Origin of the sequence: Clostridium sp. HBUAS56010, assembly GCF_007115105.1 — a bacterium.
Classification (GTDB): domain Bacteria; phylum Bacillota; class Clostridia; order Lachnospirales; family Lachnospiraceae; genus Lacrimispora.
Map to the genome: position 1 here is coordinate 1 of NZ_SULJ01000018.1, position 15,878 is coordinate 15,878.

17 protein-coding genes are annotated in these 15,878 nt (G+C 33.0%); 8 read left to right on the forward strand and 9 right to left on the reverse strand.

The window, feature by feature from the left end; genetic code table 11:
• Positions 1-324 precede the first annotated feature (324 nt).
• The 9 genes from FAY33_RS17980 to FAY33_RS18015 form a co-directional block, all read right to left on the reverse strand.
• On the reverse strand, positions 325-960 hold the full coding sequence (locus FAY33_RS17980) for a hypothetical protein (RefSeq protein ID WP_143322616.1): 636 nt from the start codon (positions 958-960) through the stop codon (positions 325-327).
• A 322-nt stretch (positions 961-1,282) separates the two neighbouring features.
• A complete protein-coding gene (locus tag FAY33_RS17985; RefSeq protein ID WP_243126828.1) occupies positions 1,283-3,868 on the reverse strand; it encodes a hypothetical protein in 2,586 nt (861 codons plus the stop codon).
• Between the two features lie 38 nt (positions 3,869-3,906).
• A complete protein-coding gene (locus FAY33_RS17990) occupies positions 3,907-4,266 on the reverse strand; it encodes a hypothetical protein (protein ID WP_143322618.1) in 360 nt (119 codons plus the stop codon).
• Positions 4,267-4,417: 151 nt separating this feature from the next.
• Positions 4,418-4,594, reverse strand: coding sequence for a hypothetical protein (locus FAY33_RS19635; protein WP_185967695.1), 177 nt, complete (start codon positions 4,592-4,594; stop codon positions 4,418-4,420).
• 14 nt (positions 4,595-4,608) lie between these two features.
• Entirely contained in the window at positions 4,609-5,181 is a 573-nt protein-coding gene (locus FAY33_RS17995) for an ORF6C domain-containing protein (RefSeq protein ID WP_143322619.1), read from the reverse strand.
• Between the two features lie 14 nt (positions 5,182-5,195).
• Entirely contained in the window at positions 5,196-6,284 is a 1,089-nt protein-coding gene (locus tag FAY33_RS18000; RefSeq protein ID WP_143322620.1) for a ParB N-terminal domain-containing protein, read from the reverse strand.
• A 16-nt stretch (positions 6,285-6,300) separates the two neighbouring features.
• Positions 6,301-7,266, reverse strand: coding sequence for a hypothetical protein (locus FAY33_RS18005; protein ID WP_143322621.1), 966 nt, complete (start codon positions 7,264-7,266; stop codon positions 6,301-6,303).
• Between the two features lie 218 nt (positions 7,267-7,484).
• Positions 7,485-7,757 carry a hypothetical protein gene (locus FAY33_RS18010; protein ID WP_143322622.1) on the reverse strand — a complete coding sequence of 91 codons (273 nt, stop codon included), beginning with the start codon at positions 7,755-7,757 and terminating at the stop codon, positions 7,485-7,487.
• 1,697 nt (positions 7,758-9,454) lie between these two features.
• The gene (locus FAY33_RS18015; RefSeq protein ID WP_143322623.1) at positions 9,455-9,661 is read right to left on the reverse strand and encodes a helix-turn-helix domain-containing protein; all 207 of its coding nucleotides are present in this window, start codon (positions 9,659-9,661) and stop codon (positions 9,455-9,457) included.
• A 170-nt stretch (positions 9,662-9,831) separates the two neighbouring features.
• Between FAY33_RS18015 and FAY33_RS18020 the strand changes: the two genes are divergently transcribed.
• The 8 genes from FAY33_RS18020 (at position 9,832) to FAY33_RS18050 (ending at position 15,730) form a co-directional block, all read left to right on the forward strand.
• Positions 9,832-10,098 (forward strand): hypothetical protein, encoded by a 267-nt coding sequence (locus FAY33_RS18020; RefSeq protein ID WP_143322624.1) that lies wholly within the window; start codon positions 9,832-9,834, stop codon positions 10,096-10,098.
• A gap of 288 nt (positions 10,099-10,386) precedes the next feature.
• Complete coding sequence (locus FAY33_RS18025) at positions 10,387-10,647, forward strand: hypothetical protein (protein ID WP_143322625.1); 261 nt, start codon at positions 10,387-10,389, stop codon at positions 10,645-10,647.
• A 209-nt stretch (positions 10,648-10,856) separates the two neighbouring features.
• Complete coding sequence (locus tag FAY33_RS18030) at positions 10,857-11,993, forward strand: hypothetical protein (protein ID WP_143322626.1); 1,137 nt, start codon at positions 10,857-10,859, stop codon at positions 11,991-11,993.
• A complete protein-coding gene (locus FAY33_RS18035) occupies positions 11,986-12,189 on the forward strand; it encodes a hypothetical protein (RefSeq protein WP_143322627.1) in 204 nt (67 codons plus the stop codon). Before FAY33_RS18030 ends, FAY33_RS18035 begins: the two co-directional genes overlap by 8 nt.
• A gap of 910 nt (positions 12,190-13,099) precedes the next feature.
• Positions 13,100-14,005, forward strand: coding sequence for a hypothetical protein (locus tag FAY33_RS18040; RefSeq protein WP_143322628.1), 906 nt, complete (start codon positions 13,100-13,102; stop codon positions 14,003-14,005).
• Positions 14,006-14,072: 67 nt separating this feature from the next.
• Positions 14,073-14,237: a hypothetical protein gene (locus FAY33_RS19640; RefSeq protein ID WP_185967696.1), complete on the forward strand. Its 165-nt coding sequence runs from the start codon at positions 14,073-14,075 to the stop codon at positions 14,235-14,237.
• 299 nt (positions 14,238-14,536) lie between these two features.
• Positions 14,537-14,725 (forward strand): hypothetical protein, encoded by a 189-nt coding sequence (locus FAY33_RS18045; protein WP_143322630.1) that lies wholly within the window; start codon positions 14,537-14,539, stop codon positions 14,723-14,725.
• Positions 14,726-14,998: 273 nt separating this feature from the next.
• The gene (locus FAY33_RS18050) at positions 14,999-15,730 is read left to right on the forward strand and encodes an ORF6C domain-containing protein (protein WP_185967697.1); all 732 of its coding nucleotides are present in this window, start codon (positions 14,999-15,001) and stop codon (positions 15,728-15,730) included.
• The last annotated feature ends 148 nt before the right edge of the window (positions 15,731-15,878 follow it).

Genomic DNA, 15,878 nt, shown 5'->3' on the forward strand with positions numbered 1-15,878 from the left:
TATTAATCGCCAGAGAAAGCGATGCTCTCTGTTTGTTTTAAATCCAAGTAAACGGGAATTTTATTGGTGTAGGATTTTCCTTTCCCATGGCATAGGTTTAAAGTCTCTATGCCGACTTTTATAATCACAGATGGGCGGCATTATCCATCATCTCAGGTACTCCTTGCGGAGTGCGTCGGGAACCATTTCCGACCTTGCGATTATATTATGGAGTCGTCAACTGACGATGTTTTCTTATGTGTTGCTCTTCCTATATTGTATATATAAAGGGAATAAAATAGCCGAAAACCCTTATTCTACAAGGATTACATGGATTTTGACTTGTTATTTGCTCTGATTACATTTCCGATTTCTGTAATTTTTTACGTTGATTAAGACTTTATTTTTCCGATATTCCTTATAACAATTCTGGCACCTGTCTGTCTTATTATCTTTACTATTAACTTCAACATCTTTGCCACAATCAACACAATTAATTATTTTTGTACCAATAGGAGTGTATGCGGAACATTTTTTGCAGAGTTTTTGATTGTTACTTTTTTGATTAAACAATGAACCACACTTAGAACATCTTTTCAAGATATAATTATCCTTACTTCCCGCCACGTACAGTCCATAATATTCTTTTTGATAATTTCTCATATACCCGTCAAGAGTTTTGCAGAAATAGCTTATATAAAAATTATCCTCGTGCCAAGCCTCGGTCTGAACTACAATTTTTGTTTTATCTTCGTAATCATCAAGGCAAATGCAATTATCAAATATTTTGAAAAAATACTTTTCAATTAGTTTTTTATAATCTTCCCATGATAAATTTAGTTTTTCCAACTGATATTTTTTCTTTAATTTTTCAGCCATCTCCATTGCTTCATCAATTGTTTCTATCAGATATTGTGGTTCATACTGTTCTCCTTTTAACCATCTAAAGTATAATGTTTTTGGTGTCTTAATTAATTTCATATAATCTTTTCTTTGGCACACGTCTTTGTCACACATAATACTATATAAGTTATTGATCTTTTGTCTAATAAGACTGGCATAGTCTAATTCTTTTGTCATAGACCGGTATGTAATGTATGATACAGAAGACCATGAATCGAAAATCTGACCAATTTCTGTATTCATATATCTTGAGTCTACAGAGAATTTTATGTCTCTGCTAAAAACTCTCCGCTTGTTATCGCATGACCATATAGAAGAACAGAATAAATTGAAAATATTGTGCTTATCTTTCTTGTCTGCCTCTTTATAATCATTAAGTATCTCATAAAGATACATTTCATTACTGTCGTATATTTGTGTTCCCCTCCTCAAAAATATAATACTTGCCAAGATATTCATAAGAATCACTAGTTTTATACGGAGTTTCTTTTATTGAAACCTGTTTACTTACTGGTGAATTGTTTTTTAAATTCTCAATAATGTATTCTCCATATCCAAACCATGCAAGATGTTTACAGACCGAATTGTTAAGGTATGAGACTTTAATTACATAGTTGGCAAGTTTTTCTTTATTTGACACTCCTGGAACTCCACCTAATTTGTTTTTATATTCCTCTATCAAGATATCAATACAGTCTGTCTCACTATCATCAGATTCCTTTAATTTCATCAGCTCACGGAATTCAATCCCGAATTGGTTAATTAAATGCCTGACTTCTTTTATAACTTTTTTATCATTTAATTGCATATTGTTATTAATAATAAGGCACCTAGTATCAATAGAGGAATTATCCCAAATCAATTTTTTCTTTTCCCACGCATTTATGTATTCACAGAGTTCATTCATTGGAGAGGGAGATCTATAGGCATTTAATTTCACTTTATCCTCTGGCAATTCTACAGAACGATTCCTATGTTTCAGTTTTTCATACGTCTTTAATTTATTTGGATAATTATAAAGTAAAAACCACGGTAGCTGTTTTAAGTGCTTTCTTATCCCAGAGGTCATCTGCCAGCGCACTCCCGTTTTTATACTATCAATTTCTTTACCTTGAATAACACGCAGAAGAGAAGATATGTCATCATAATACTTTTTAACATCTTCATTTGTCGTGTATTTATTTTCGATACTGGTAGCCGCATTTGTGATCTCTCCAATTCTGGAATCCCTCGTTGCTAACTCATAACCAACCAAGTTTTCCTTTGTGTATGGTTTGATTTTTGCCGTTGTCTTGTCTTCAATATCAATAATAATCGGCTTATTAATTTTTGAAGAAACTACAGTAGGCTCGTTACAGAGAAGAACTGCGTCTCCGTCTTCATCCATACCCCCTTGTTGTGGCAAGCTTAAGTCGTACATATTGAGCATGACAACATCTTGGTCTTTAAAATGAGAAAACCATTTTTTAGTTAAGTCGTTACATACGATATTTACATCATTGACTTCAGATGGATCTACCAAAGGAGAGCGGAATGATAAAGTTTTTCCGTTGCCAATAGTATCGCAGTAGAACTCTTTTTCTTTCAAACATCCCACAGGTACCATACCAGCGGCATATTGTATATATCCAACCATATCCCCAACAACAGTATGATAAAACCCATCTGCATATATTTTTCCAAGTTTAGCTTCCCTGATGTACTTTTTGAGTTTTCTGTAAATAAATTGCTTAATAGCTGGGTCTTTTAACATCACGTCATTGAGAAGTGCAGCTTTTAAATAATTACTTTCTGGCTCATATCCATCTGTATCATTGATACCCATGAATTTATATGTATAAAATTTATCCCCACATATAATTTTCTCAAATAAATCAGTCGTATATTCTGCGATACTGATGATTTTCCCCTTATTTTCTGGAGACAAAATATCATACTTTTCGCCTTTTTCATGAAAGCTTTTTATGTAAGAATCGTTCCATAAATCAAGGCACTGCAAATATTGAAAATTAAGTCTTGCTTTTATATTAATGTCTTTCATGTGGTGACTGTATTTGCTAATGCCAAGTTTAAACTGATATTTATTCAATGTTTCAACATATTTGTTCCATGCTTCATTACCATATTTTTCTTTGAAAATTTTATGTCCTTTAAACATGCTAGTATTCCAAATACAATCTATGTCACTGACATCGTGCCAATTTCCATAAACATCTTTTATTTTATTAATACCCATTTCTTTAAACATTTCTTTAAAAGGAACGTAGACAGAATACCCCTTCATAAATGGAAGCCTTACTTGACTACCAACTGGTAAATAATCGAGACCTAATCCAGATTGAACCTTTTCGGAGAAACCTCTTTCATGGCACCCACAGCCATCAAAAGGAGATAATTTAATATCATGATAACCTTCTTCGATTTCTCTGACGTTCACAATTTTCTTTTCGCCAGATACTTTATCTGTAATTTCACGTTTCTTATTAACGACATATCGTATATATTGATTTTTTATCACCTTTTCGTATTCATCAATTATTACAATGTTTGGAATATAATTTTTTATTAAGGTACAAGAACTAAATGGCAGACATCTTTGAGCCTCATATTTTGAAATTACACATTCATCAATTTCAATATCCATTTGAGTTATCATATATAGCTCATCAAATATTTTTTCATCTACAAAGGCAGTAATTCCATCTTTTCCCTGTGAAGCAGATTTTCCAAATCTAACATATTTTACTCCATTATATGTAAAACCATTTAGCAACAACGATTTAAGTTGATCTTCCTGTTTTGGATTCTTTTTCGCGAGCACAAGAATCAATTCCGGAATATGAACAGAAAATTCCCCTCTTAATATCTCTAATTGATCAAATAATAATGAATCGCTTTGCTTAATTAAATACTTTATCTCTTCTTCTTTTTCAAAATTAATATCACAATCATTTTCTACGATTTTTTTAATTGGTATCTTTGCCAATGTATATTGATTATTTATTATTCAGTCCCTCCCAGTTATTAATCCGCGACCTTTTCCATTAGTTCAATCATTTCATATAGTCCATCTGCAAATATTGTTACATGCTTGGTAATTACACCTGTATCCAACAGTTTTCCGACAATTAGACGGAGGTCGTTCGCAATCGAAACATCACTGCTTGAAATCTCCTGTGTGTCAATCAAGTGTTTAAACTCCTGATCTTTTTCAAAAGGCGTGTCTATTTTTCTGCGTAATTCCAACATCACTGTGAATCTATCCCTTTTACATTCTACGGGCATATATGTAGCTACTACGTCGTAAGCAGAATCTTCGTGTTTAACCACACCTGTAAATGAAATAGTAGTCCCCTCATTTTCGTATCTTAATGGTGTTAACATTTTATTATCCTCCAATAAGTTTATATAATCCTTCATATAAGGCTATTATTAAGCCCATACGGGCATTGTTTATAGTTACGTGGTAAATTGTAAAGCTAAAAATTAAAACGTCAGCAAAGTGGCAATACATGCATTGTGTGGCATGTGTCATTTAATATGTATAATATCTTGATACGGGCGGCTCCTGGCTGTAATTATTCCAGTCACGGTATTTACTGGGCTTATTTGTATCAAAATCTCCAATACTTATTACTCCTGCATAATATCTATGGTACTCCTCACGGGTTGGATGTGAGAGGGTGGTGGTTACGTTGTTGTTTTTCTCCAATATTTAATTCTCCTTTATGCAACTTCAATGCCGAAAAATCTTTCGTAGGCATGAACCAGTTTATTATTTGCAAATTCATTATTCTGATACGTTCTATGTAGGGCATTAATACACCAGGATCTGTTTGCCATGTCGAAATTTTGAATATATTCCAAAGCCTCTTTAAAAATCGAGGGATCTATTCCAGCATATGTAGTCACATCAAACTTCCTTTTATATCCGTTACGTAATTTGCCTTGATAAAACCCGATAAATAATTGATATTCATCTGAACTTGGGTTACCTAGTAATTCTCTCATTCGTTTTTGTCTGGCCTTTGTTAATCGGTCGGCATCTATTTTACTTAGTCCACGTTCATCGAGTTTTTCTCGTATTGTGGATTCGACAGTATCTTTTACAGTGGTAATTACATTGGATTCAATTTCTCTTTCTCTCGTTACCATTTCTTCTTTTACTTGTTCTCTTACGATTCCAGATAGTTCTGATGTAAGTTCTGTCACTACTTCATTTGTAATTTGAGATGATTCCCCTAACCTCTTTGTTAACAACTCTAATTTTGACATTCTCTTTTCCAATTCTTTTCCCATGTAATTTTCTCCTTTTACATTTCAATAATATTTTTTTCGATGTCAATAGTTTCTAAGATTCGATCTGCCCACTTCTTAACAGATTTAATACATTTTTCATATTCGATACGAGTAGCATTTGGTATTTCATTAAAGCTTTCTGCCATATAATCATATTGAGACATTTCTTTTACAAAGTTGAGCATTCTTAATGTAATCTCACTACAATGAGATACGAGCTGATAATTCGTGCTGGTGCCAATTGCCTGATTAATTATCTTTTCTTTTTCAATCAGGATAGACGACATTTTGGTGTTTTCTTTGCTTTTCACATCAAGTTTTTCTTCTAAGCTTTTGATTTTATCAAGTGTCTCTGGTTTATCAACATGAATCTCTACGGTTTCTATTTTCGTTCCGTTCTGAATCAGTTCACTTATTCGATTTTTGTATTTCTGAATTTCTTCATCCATCTGTCTTTGTGTGTATTTTTTGTCAGATGGAAGAGAATCGATAAGTTCTTTTTGCTCTGTGCCTGAAAGGTTTTTCATCATAGCCAGTGCGGTAGTCTTAGTTACAATACCTGTATCTACTAAATCCGATAATTCTGGAATCATATCTGCAAGAAGTTTATAATTTTGAATAGTGTCTACCGATATATCCAACTGCGTAGCGAGTTGTTCTTGTTTGGTTTTTTCGTCAGCAAAAACCGAATTATTCGGTAATTGCACATGCTGATTTGAGCCATTTCCCTGATGAATCCCATACAATCTTTCTAACTCTCGAATACGTAGTCCCATTTTTTTAGCTGAACCCCCAACATCTCCACGTCGACGGATATTGGATTCCAATAAATCGAGCAAAACCTCATCATCAGAGTCATATAATCTAATCTCTGCATCAATTGTCGATATACCAAGTTCTTCAAAAGCACGCACTCGTTGATGACCGGCAACAATCACTTTGTCTTGTGTGATTACAATTGGCTCAATATTTCCACGTTTACCTTCCCCGATACGTTTTTTGATTGAGTCAAGTAGCTCTTGCCACTTGTCACCCGTTATATTATCAAAGAATTCATTATTTCTTGGGTGCGGTTTTAATTCATTAATTTTAATTTCTTGCATATTACCTCCTTTATTTTTATTCCTTCCTTTCTAAAAAATCATAATTATCAAATACCGATAAATCCTTAATCTTATTTAAATAATCTTCATTTCCTTCTTCGTCATATAGAGACTCATATTTCTTGTTGTTCTGTACTATATAGCAATAAATTCTCGAAATTTCTTCTTCCGAATATTGATGCCCTCGGCATAGCCAGTAATATTTCTGGGCAAGTTTTCTATTATCGTTAGTTTCACCTTTCTTTTTTTGTACTTGCTTATAGCTTTTTTTGTACTGCTTATAATCTTGTGCATATTTCTGAATATATTCTCTATTTGTATATCTTCCGTACACATTTGGGAACTGAGACAGTAGTCCATCCTTATCAATGGTAAAATCATCAGATCTGCAAACGTAAATAACACTTAATTCTTCAAGCATGGTGTTGTATCTTATAATTGTTCTAGTTGATAATCCTGACACAGAGGATAATTGCTCTTGAGTCTGGTACCCAACTACGCTACTTTTAGATTTTCCGTCCACAAGATATACGGTTGTTTTGGTATTAACTGAGTCCATAAGATATACATAATATCTAAATAACTGTAGTTTAATGCTATGGCTAGATTTCATGATTTTATCAACATCGTGTTGAAATAGAAGCGTATACTTTTCCTTGCTTTTATCCACATTCAAAGATACTGTATCAATAATAAAAGAATCCTTACCTTGCCTAATCCCTGATATATATCCGTTTGATACCAACGAATTAATTGCAGCATATACGTTTCTTCTAATTTTCAATCCATAATTACAATTTCCATATATAGCAAATAGTAACGCATCAATGTTTATGTAATACCTGTCTATCTCAGAAAGTGGAGACAATAATTTTAAATAAAAATAGGTTAATATCTCATAGTCGGTTGCAGTTGGAGAACGAGACAATTTTTCTGGTAATAATACGTTTATAAATTTCTCCTTTCTCTGCCATGGTGACATCTGGGTACACAACGACTTTCCCAAGGTGTGAAGTCGTGGAACAGTTTCATGTACCCATTTGGCAGATAATAACATTATTTAACGAAAACAAAATACTAACGATTTAACCTTCACTCTATTCGCATAGAGGTGAAGAAGAAAAATTTTATCCGATATTTTTTCTGATAGGTGCCATCTCTGCTGTAATAATTTTGCATATGTAAATATATCCCCCTTATCTATATGAACTTCACTTCTACAGCTTTACATCCCATCATCTTAGCAATCAAATATGTAATATACCCATCTATTAGGTTGTAGTTATGATCTAAGATTATTGGAGATTGAAATTCCCGGTTACGTAAATAGTAGGTGTATCTCTGAGCTATCTTGTATGGTTTAGGTGGGTGAGAGAGCATTGTGGGTAATATTTTGATTTTTGATAGAGATATATTCCTTGATGATCCTGGTAATGGTTTAACCATTATTGGTGCTAGTGATTTTAATAACATGTGTAATCTCCTTTTCGTTTGATTTTATTTGGGTTTAATATCATTGTGGCTAATTAGGTTTATATAATCCTTTACTAACTCATGACTGAATATTATCACTTTGAAATTAAAATGTCAATAGGGTTTATAAAATCTTTTTAGTATTTTCTTGGTTTTACTTTTTCGCGACTTCGATAGGGGTTCGATAGAGGTAAATATTTTGATTGCATTATATAGAAGAAATGCTTATCAGATAAGGATTTGGCGAGATTTGTGGCATAGAAATTGAATTGTGTGAAAATTAAAAATCTAAAAAACATAGGGTCGTTCGATTAAGTGCTTATTTTATAAGGATTTGAGTGATGTAGAGTGGGTAAAATCAGTGATTTTAAATTGTCTGAAAATTTTGTAATGCTTATTATGTAATTATTTGATCGAACGAGGTAACGAACAAGGATTTGGGTAAAATGGTTAATTGTGTAGAAATAGTGTACAATTCTAAAAGAAATGTTCAGAAAAGGAATGTTCTAGAGAAAATTTGAACAAAAATAAATTGTCAGAATTGTTTGTTTGAGTTGATACAATATGGGTGCTGAAATGGTGATATTACAGCTTGAAAATTCAACTTGATGTGTGAGTAGAACAGATATGGGGTATTCTGACACAAGAAATCAGTCTCAAAATGTAAATATACCCCCTATCCAGGTGCTGAAATATTGCACAATAAACCATGCCATAATGATAGGCTATATGTGCAATAATTACTATACCTATATACTGGTTTAAATTAACTTCGTGGAAGTTTAGTTTACTGAAGTTTTTTTAAAAAATGTGCACAACTTAATCGTTGAAAAATTGTGCACTATGACAAATAAACAAAACTGTTTAAAGATAAAATGAATATATCAGACAATACATATAATTGTGTAAAAATATTATCGTGGTGTGAATAGAATATATTTCAAAAATAAAGCTATTAACCAATAATTGAACGGTGGTATATGATCTGGAATCTAGGCAGCTATATCGCAAAATAATTGTAATTACTCGTTGGTGTTCGCCAAATATTGTGTTAAGTGAATGATCATTCATTTATAACTAGTATACTAGTTCATTAGTACACAAGAACACAAGTGTACTAGAATTTAATTTATCATCATTGTTTGAATCTTTTATCAACAACTCACAACACCTCACACAACGCCCAAATCACCATCATACACGGCTCAAACAGTATTATCCTTACATCTTACTATCAACGCAATTAAATCCCATACAATCGCAAATAGGCACACTATACAACGTATGCGATATATAACATATGTTCATATACAATAATACATATCATTCAATACTAACTCATTCAACTGGTGGCAGCTTAATCAATCACAGTAATCATGATCTCTTCCACAATAATACCTCACGTTTAAACGTCTGTAAATCCATTTTGCCCATTTACCCTAACAACTCTCCATCATCACTATTACAAGCCGAATATGAGCCATATAACAACGTCTGTAGTCATTGTGACAGCAATTACCTACAATCACGTCACTTACTCAATAATTACGTTCAATCGACCTTATATTAATCATAGTAGGAACTAAAATAATTTCCAATCTTTGCCAGGTGAATATCCATAATTTTACTAAAAACTACTTGACCAAAACATATGTTTGGAGTAAGATTGTACACATGGGAATCGAACGGGTGTTTGGTTATTTGTTCTGTTTGGGTTTTATAATCATATCAAACTGGCAATCAATGGCAGCTAATATCCTGTTGGCATCGTCCAGACTAAAATTTTTCTTACGCATTAAACTGTACAAGCCTTGTTTGCTTAAGCCTATTTTATCGGCTATAAATTGATATTTGATACCTTTACTACTTATATAATCGTCTACTATGGTAGCTAATTCATTCATGTTTATAACCTCCTTAGGTAGTGTTATAGTATACCATAATCGAATACGTAAGTAAATTGTATTTTTAAAGTACAATAAAACAATTGACAAAAGTAAAGTAAAATGCTATACTCATATCAAGTTAAGGAACACGAAACACATAAACAGCATGATATAAGGAGGTAGCAACCATGGCAATTGATTTAGTAGCCAGGGAACAGGAAATTAAGAATAGTTACATGGTAGAAAGTCAGGACGGACAATACATGATAATGCAGAAAGATTTCTATTACTCCGAAGCATTTAACGGCTATCAAGATTACTATAAGGAATACAAAGCATGCAAAACATTAAATAAAGTAATTTCCACTTTAAAGAAAATAGTATTGCAGGAATTCCCAAATGACTATTTTAATGAGAATAACAACATCAACGATTTTGTAAAAGCAATGATTTAACAACAAAGCCTAAACGACAAGCGTTTCAGTCAGGTGCAATTCCTGGCTAGGCACTAAACAAGTGATGATACTTGCCCCTTTAAACGGAAAAGAGTCCAACAGCGACAACTGTCAGACTCAACCGGGAACACAATAGAAATGTGATCACATAATCAGCAACACTATATCACATTTCTTATAATCTGTCAAATCTGACAGTATGTTCCCAAACGGGACATTGAAAAGTGAATAGTGACTTTGCGTTTTATATATGGTATAATGTCCTCACTAATTGCAGGAGGTATTACCATGACCGATAATGAGTTGTTGCTTGCTCTATCAAATATGATTGACAAAAAATTGAAATCTATAAAAGAAGATATTACAGGTATTAAACTGCATCTTGAAAATGTGACCGATGTAAATATTCAGTTACTTGCGGAAAATTACGTACCAGCAGCAAAGAAATATGAATCCTCCGTATCAAAAATTGAAACGATGCAATCAGATATTGACCTACTTAAAAAGGTAGTAACTGAACATAGCACCAAATTACAACAGATATCATAATAACCACAATCGGATATTATATCATATATAAAGCGTAAAGTCAGGGAAACAGGCTATACGCTTTTCTTATGCAATTCTGCATCTATTCGCTTCAAATCAAGCACATTGACAACTGAAAAGATGGATATAATAGAGTGTGTTAATTCTGCAATGATTTACAGGCTTTTCTTTCTATGCTAAAATTAGTAAAAAGCGTAGGAGGAAGAGCTATGAACTTAGACGAATTTCTTTCCCAAAAGAAACGAAGTTTAAATGTCAAAGAAATCGAGCATATAAGGGACGATTTTATTACTTTGCATTGCGAAGATTTTTTATTTCGCAAGCCAAGCGAAGAATTTGAATCTATGAAGGAAACAAAGGAAATTTTGGAATCAGCAGCTAGTTTTGTTCCTAATGATAAAATTAAAATTTTTATTGATCAATTTAGCACGATTAAAGATGATGAAATAGCCTTTGTTTTTCCAAGGAGTATTAAAAATAATTATTTTATCATTCAGGAATTATTAAAGAACAGTAAATACACTAAAATATTAAATAATATTTTTGATGACGATGATACAATTAATTTTATTACAGTATTCGATAAGGATAATATTGAAGATATTATAACCATGTTTTATGTTAATTACAGTTCCGAAATAATTGGTGAGCAATTTGGCGGATATAAACTTTACGGCTATGGACTTGATAACTACGCTACTATGTTGAAATATAATCAAATAGTTTTAGATATAAGACCTTCCAAATACTCACGGTTTCAAGATAATCATTGTAGGAAGGATGTAGATCCCAAAAGAATAGTTAAAATTCGTCAAATAGTAAATTTGATGATTACAAAAGGATATTTTCTTGACGAACTCGACATTTTTAGAAATATGTATGGATTATTAATCCCATTTTTACAGAATGAATTTTTAAAACAACGCAATTTAGTATTGAATAATCCTTATGATTACCAGACTAGAATTACTAATATCAGTAGTGAATTGGTTGATAATGGCATAATAAATCCTATGTGGAAATCTGAAACCGAGTTATTTAAATTGGTGCGAAAGCAATATAAAACTGCTTTATACCAATATTGTCCCGACTGGCTTCTTCCTCAAAACTTAGATATATTTATACCAGAATTAAATATAGGTATTGAATATCAAGGCGTGCAGCATTATAAAAGTGTCGAATATTTTGGCGGTAACGAAAAATTACAACGTCAAATTGTTTTAGACCAACGTAAAAAAGAAAAATGTAATGAAAATGGATTGTCTCTTATTGAATGGAAATATGACGAAGAAATTTCTTCCGATAATTTAAAGCAAAAAATAGGAAAGGTGATGAGTGGTGACTAATAAAGATTTAATTGACATTGTAAATCAAACTATTAAAGAATCAGGTTATAAAAAGATTTGGATTGCCGATCAGTTGGGCATCACAAGGCAAGCATTAACATCACTTCTTTCAAAACAGAATTTTTCTGTTGACGATGCAAATCGGATTTTAAACGCAGTTGGCTATAAACTTGAAATAAATGTAATAAAAAAATAGTTCAAAAAAGAAAGCAAAACACTTGACAAACAATCTTTGACATGATATACTTATATCAAGTTAAGGGAAAAGAAAAAGACGGTTGCCGACTACCAATCAACAAACCGCCTTTTGACACAAGTAGTAAAACTACTTATTGACGCATTCTATTATATCTATCTTTCCAGATTAAGTCAATGAAAAAATCCCAAAACAAAAAATTCCAGTGTTGAAACTGGTCACACCTAGAACGGCTCACATAACCAATATTGAAACGTCCGCAGAGCATGTGACGGATAGGCCTCACGGCTATAGCGTACTTTGAAAACCGAGCAGTTACAAATTTATGTAACACCTTGTGATAGTAAAAAGTAACAGGTGTAAGACCAGAACGCCACTCAAAGAAGCGGAAAACCGTATCATTATACGATTCTGGCAACCGTAAAAACACATCATATGTGGGTTATAGAATAGGATATCAAGGTAAATTACATAGAGATGTAGCTGATAAATCCGCAGCGTATGAAATATGTATACGCCATATTGGAAAACAAATAGTTACCAGATGGCAGGAAGAAACCATAAGACGCTAGGCAGGACGTTATTAAGTTGCTTCCAGGTGATGAGACTGGATCAATTTTGAACGGAATAACAAGCCTATGAAGATATAGGTAAACATTGAGAACGGAATAGCAAAGTCCTATTTGTTATAGGCAATCCAAAGTTGCACGGAATAACCGCTTTATCATTTATCATGCAGACGAAAACAATGAAACAAACGTGAGACGCTACAGAAGAATCCCAACCACTGCTCAAACAGGACATACGGCAAACTTCTATAATTAGTCATATCCCTTGAAAAATTCTATTTTCGTTTGTGTGGCTATCTGATAAAGATAATAAAATTATTCATAAGGAGGAATAAATATTCATGAATGCAAATGAGTTACTAGAAAGCAAAGAACTTAGGGAAAAGTTAGTTGCTAAAGTGGAAATATTGGAAAAGGTTAAAAAGTTATTGTTAATTCCAGGCACTGAATCCGCAACAATTAACGAAGTTGCGGAGTATTATGAGGTTTCAGTTGATGTAATTAAAAAGGTATATCAAAGACATACTAATGAAATTAACGAAGACGGAATCAAGATTTTATCTGCGAAAGAACTAATAGGACAGAATTGTCCCATTAGTCAAAACGTTAGTAAAACGCAGTTTAAAACATTAATTAAATATGAAGATGGGCAGGTCGTAGACATTCCTAATAGGGGAATTAAAGTGTTCCCAAGACGGGCTATATTAAGAATAGGGATGTTACTATCTGGTTCCAAGGTAGCAGAAAGAATAAGAACATCGCTTCTTGATATAGAAGAATCTGCTCCAAAAGAAATGAAAGTTGAAGCAATCGAAACAGAAAAAGAAATTATAAATGCCGTTGGAGCTGCTATTATGAGTGGTGATGTGGAAGCATTGGCAATGGCCACTACTAAAATGATGGACTATAAGAACCGTCATATCACTAAACTGGAAGAATCAAAGAAGGCCCTTGCAAATGGTATACTTGAATGGGAAGACAGAAGCCGAATCAATTTTGCAGTCCGTAAGATGGCAGCATACGCACGAATTCCAGTAGGTAAAGCATTCAATGAACTATATAAGCAGTTAAAGAACAAATATCATATTGACTTGCCAAGCAGAGGTAAGCAACCATGGATTCAGCATGTTAATGAAAAAGAATGGCAGTGCGTTGTAAAAGCATTTTCAGCCTTGTGTGAATATTATGAGCTGGAGCCTAGCGAAATGTTTCATGATCTGAAAATTGAAGAAGAAACAGAAGTATAAACCGAGGATTTGTAACCGTCAAAAGTTGCAGATCCATTTTTATTATAAAACAGGAGGTTTCTATAATATGAATAAATTACAATTAGCAGTAGTAACGGCACTTGTCATAGGTGCCTTTTTTATTGGAAGAGTAAGCACTATCGACATGAACAAGGTAGTAGACATTCAGTCTAACGAATACGGCGTACAAATTACCCTAGAAGACGGTAACGGCTATTATTGGGAAAGGTAGGTTCTATTATGAATGCTTTCATTTATACCACTTGCACGGAATGTGGCGAGTTATTAAGAGTAGAGGTTGACTTTCCTTATTCTAACAGAGGTTTTACATCAAAGAAGCACACTTGTAAACATTGTAATTGCGAAATGCTTGTGGAAGATAAACACATTTATAAGAACGGGAAAATAGTGAGAATAGGTTACTAGAAAATATCCATTTTATCCATAAACAAAAAATAAATAATTTGCAAAAAACTAATTGACAAATTAGCATTATGGTAGTAGAATAATAAATGTAAAGGAGATATAGCAATGGCAAGAAAAACTTTTGCGACTCCTGTTGAAGAAACAATACAAGAAGAATTTAAAACTGCTTGTAAGGAGCAAGGCTTTAAAATCAATGAAGCAATAGAGGCATTGATGGAAGGCTTCGCAAGTGGGAACATTCAAATTAAGAAAGAGATTTCTTATAGAATTTCTCAACAGGATAACAAGAAATAAGAATAGCGGTTCCCCACCTACCAAGTAAAGAAACCGCCATTCATGACCGCCAAACGCTTAATACGTTGACTTACTTCTATTATATCAATTCTTTAGATTAAGTCAATCGGTAAACCCTTACAAAATTGCACACTGACAATTACATAAAAGGTTGATTCACCGAAACGATTGACGTGATAGGGCTGAAATGCTCTTGATAGTGTGCGTGCAGGTATGGCGATAAAACCCATATATAACGCTATCTACATAAAAAATATGAAAGGATATAATAGAATGGAAGAAATTGTAAAAGTTGGCAACAGCGATTTACAGATTAAAACATGGAACGGGCAGAGAGTAATTACCCTTAAAGATATCGACCAAGTACATGAAAGACCAGAAGGAACGGCGAAACGTAACTTTGGCGAAAATAAAAAACATCTTGTACTTGATGAAGATTATTTCTTAGTAACAAGAAAAGAGTTGAGTACGAAAATCGTACCCAATGATGAGCCGTTAAAAGGTAATCCTTATATTGAGGTGGTTTTATTAACTGAAAGCGGTTATTTGCTTCTGGTAAAGTCTTTTACAGATGATTTAGCGTGGCAAGTACAAAGAGACTTAGTAAAGACCTATTTCAAATTTCAAGAAGAGGTACAGGATTTTAATGAAAATTATCCTATCAACACAAATGAATTGAATGCTTTTCTTATGGAAATAAAGAAAAATTTGCCTTGCATGTTTGTTCAAATCAACAGCATTGAGGAGCAGTTGGAAAGTGTCATTGAAAATATGACATTATCAACCAGGCAGCAAGAAAGAATCCACGAAGCCGCTAGGAAGAGGGTCAATTACCTTTTAGGTGGAGCACATAGCCAACAGTACAAAAGAGATGCTAGAAGCTATATGATCAACTTATGGAATGGTTTAAAAACCAAGTTTCATTGTGGGAGCAGTTACAAGGATTTACATCCCCAAGAATTTGATAAAGCTATACAGTATATAAATGAATGGAAATATGATTAACATTGAATCTTAGGAACAAGGGCTTGTATCCGTCAAAGGGTATGAGCCTATTTATTTAAAAATACAAGCAAACTATTCTTTGATGGGAAGGCGTAGATATGTGTAAGGGAAAGAATATTGCAAATGAAATTGCAAATATGAAATATGT

Coding starts and splice junctions, on each gene's coding strand:
- FAY33_RS18050 (WP_185967697.1), top strand. CDS start 14,999: ATGGAAGAAATTGTAAAAGTTGGCAACAGCGATTTACAGATTAAAACA.
- FAY33_RS18030 (WP_143322626.1), top strand. CDS start 10,857: ATGAACTTAGACGAATTTCTTTCCCAAAAGAAACGAAGTTTAAATGTC.
- FAY33_RS18045 (WP_143322630.1), top strand. CDS start 14,537: ATGGCAAGAAAAACTTTTGCGACTCCTGTTGAAGAAACAATACAAGAA.
- FAY33_RS18025 (WP_143322625.1), top strand. CDS start 10,387: ATGACCGATAATGAGTTGTTGCTTGCTCTATCAAATATGATTGACAAA.
- FAY33_RS18010 (WP_143322622.1), bottom strand. CDS start 7,757: ATGTTATTAAAATCACTAGCACCAATAATGGTTAAACCATTACCAGGA.
- FAY33_RS17995 (WP_143322619.1), bottom strand. CDS start 5,181: ATGGGAAAAGAATTGGAAAAGAGAATGTCAAAATTAGAGTTGTTAACA.
- FAY33_RS18040 (WP_143322628.1), top strand. CDS start 13,100: ATGAATGCAAATGAGTTACTAGAAAGCAAAGAACTTAGGGAAAAGTTA.
- FAY33_RS17980 (WP_143322616.1), bottom strand. CDS start 960: ATGAAATTAATTAAGACACCAAAAACATTATACTTTAGATGGTTAAAA.
- FAY33_RS18015 (WP_143322623.1), bottom strand. CDS start 9,661: ATGAATGAATTAGCTACCATAGTAGACGATTATATAAGTAGTAAAGGT.
- FAY33_RS18020 (WP_143322624.1), top strand. CDS start 9,832: ATGGCAATTGATTTAGTAGCCAGGGAACAGGAAATTAAGAATAGTTAC.
- FAY33_RS18005 (WP_143322621.1), bottom strand. CDS start 7,266: ATGTCACCATGGCAGAGAAAGGAGAAATTTATAAACGTATTATTACCA.
- FAY33_RS19640 (WP_185967696.1), top strand. CDS start 14,073: ATGAATAAATTACAATTAGCAGTAGTAACGGCACTTGTCATAGGTGCC.
- FAY33_RS17990 (WP_143322618.1), bottom strand. CDS start 4,266: ATGTTAACACCATTAAGATACGAAAATGAGGGGACTACTATTTCATTT.
- FAY33_RS18000 (WP_143322620.1), bottom strand. CDS start 6,284: ATGCAAGAAATTAAAATTAATGAATTAAAACCGCACCCAAGAAATAAT.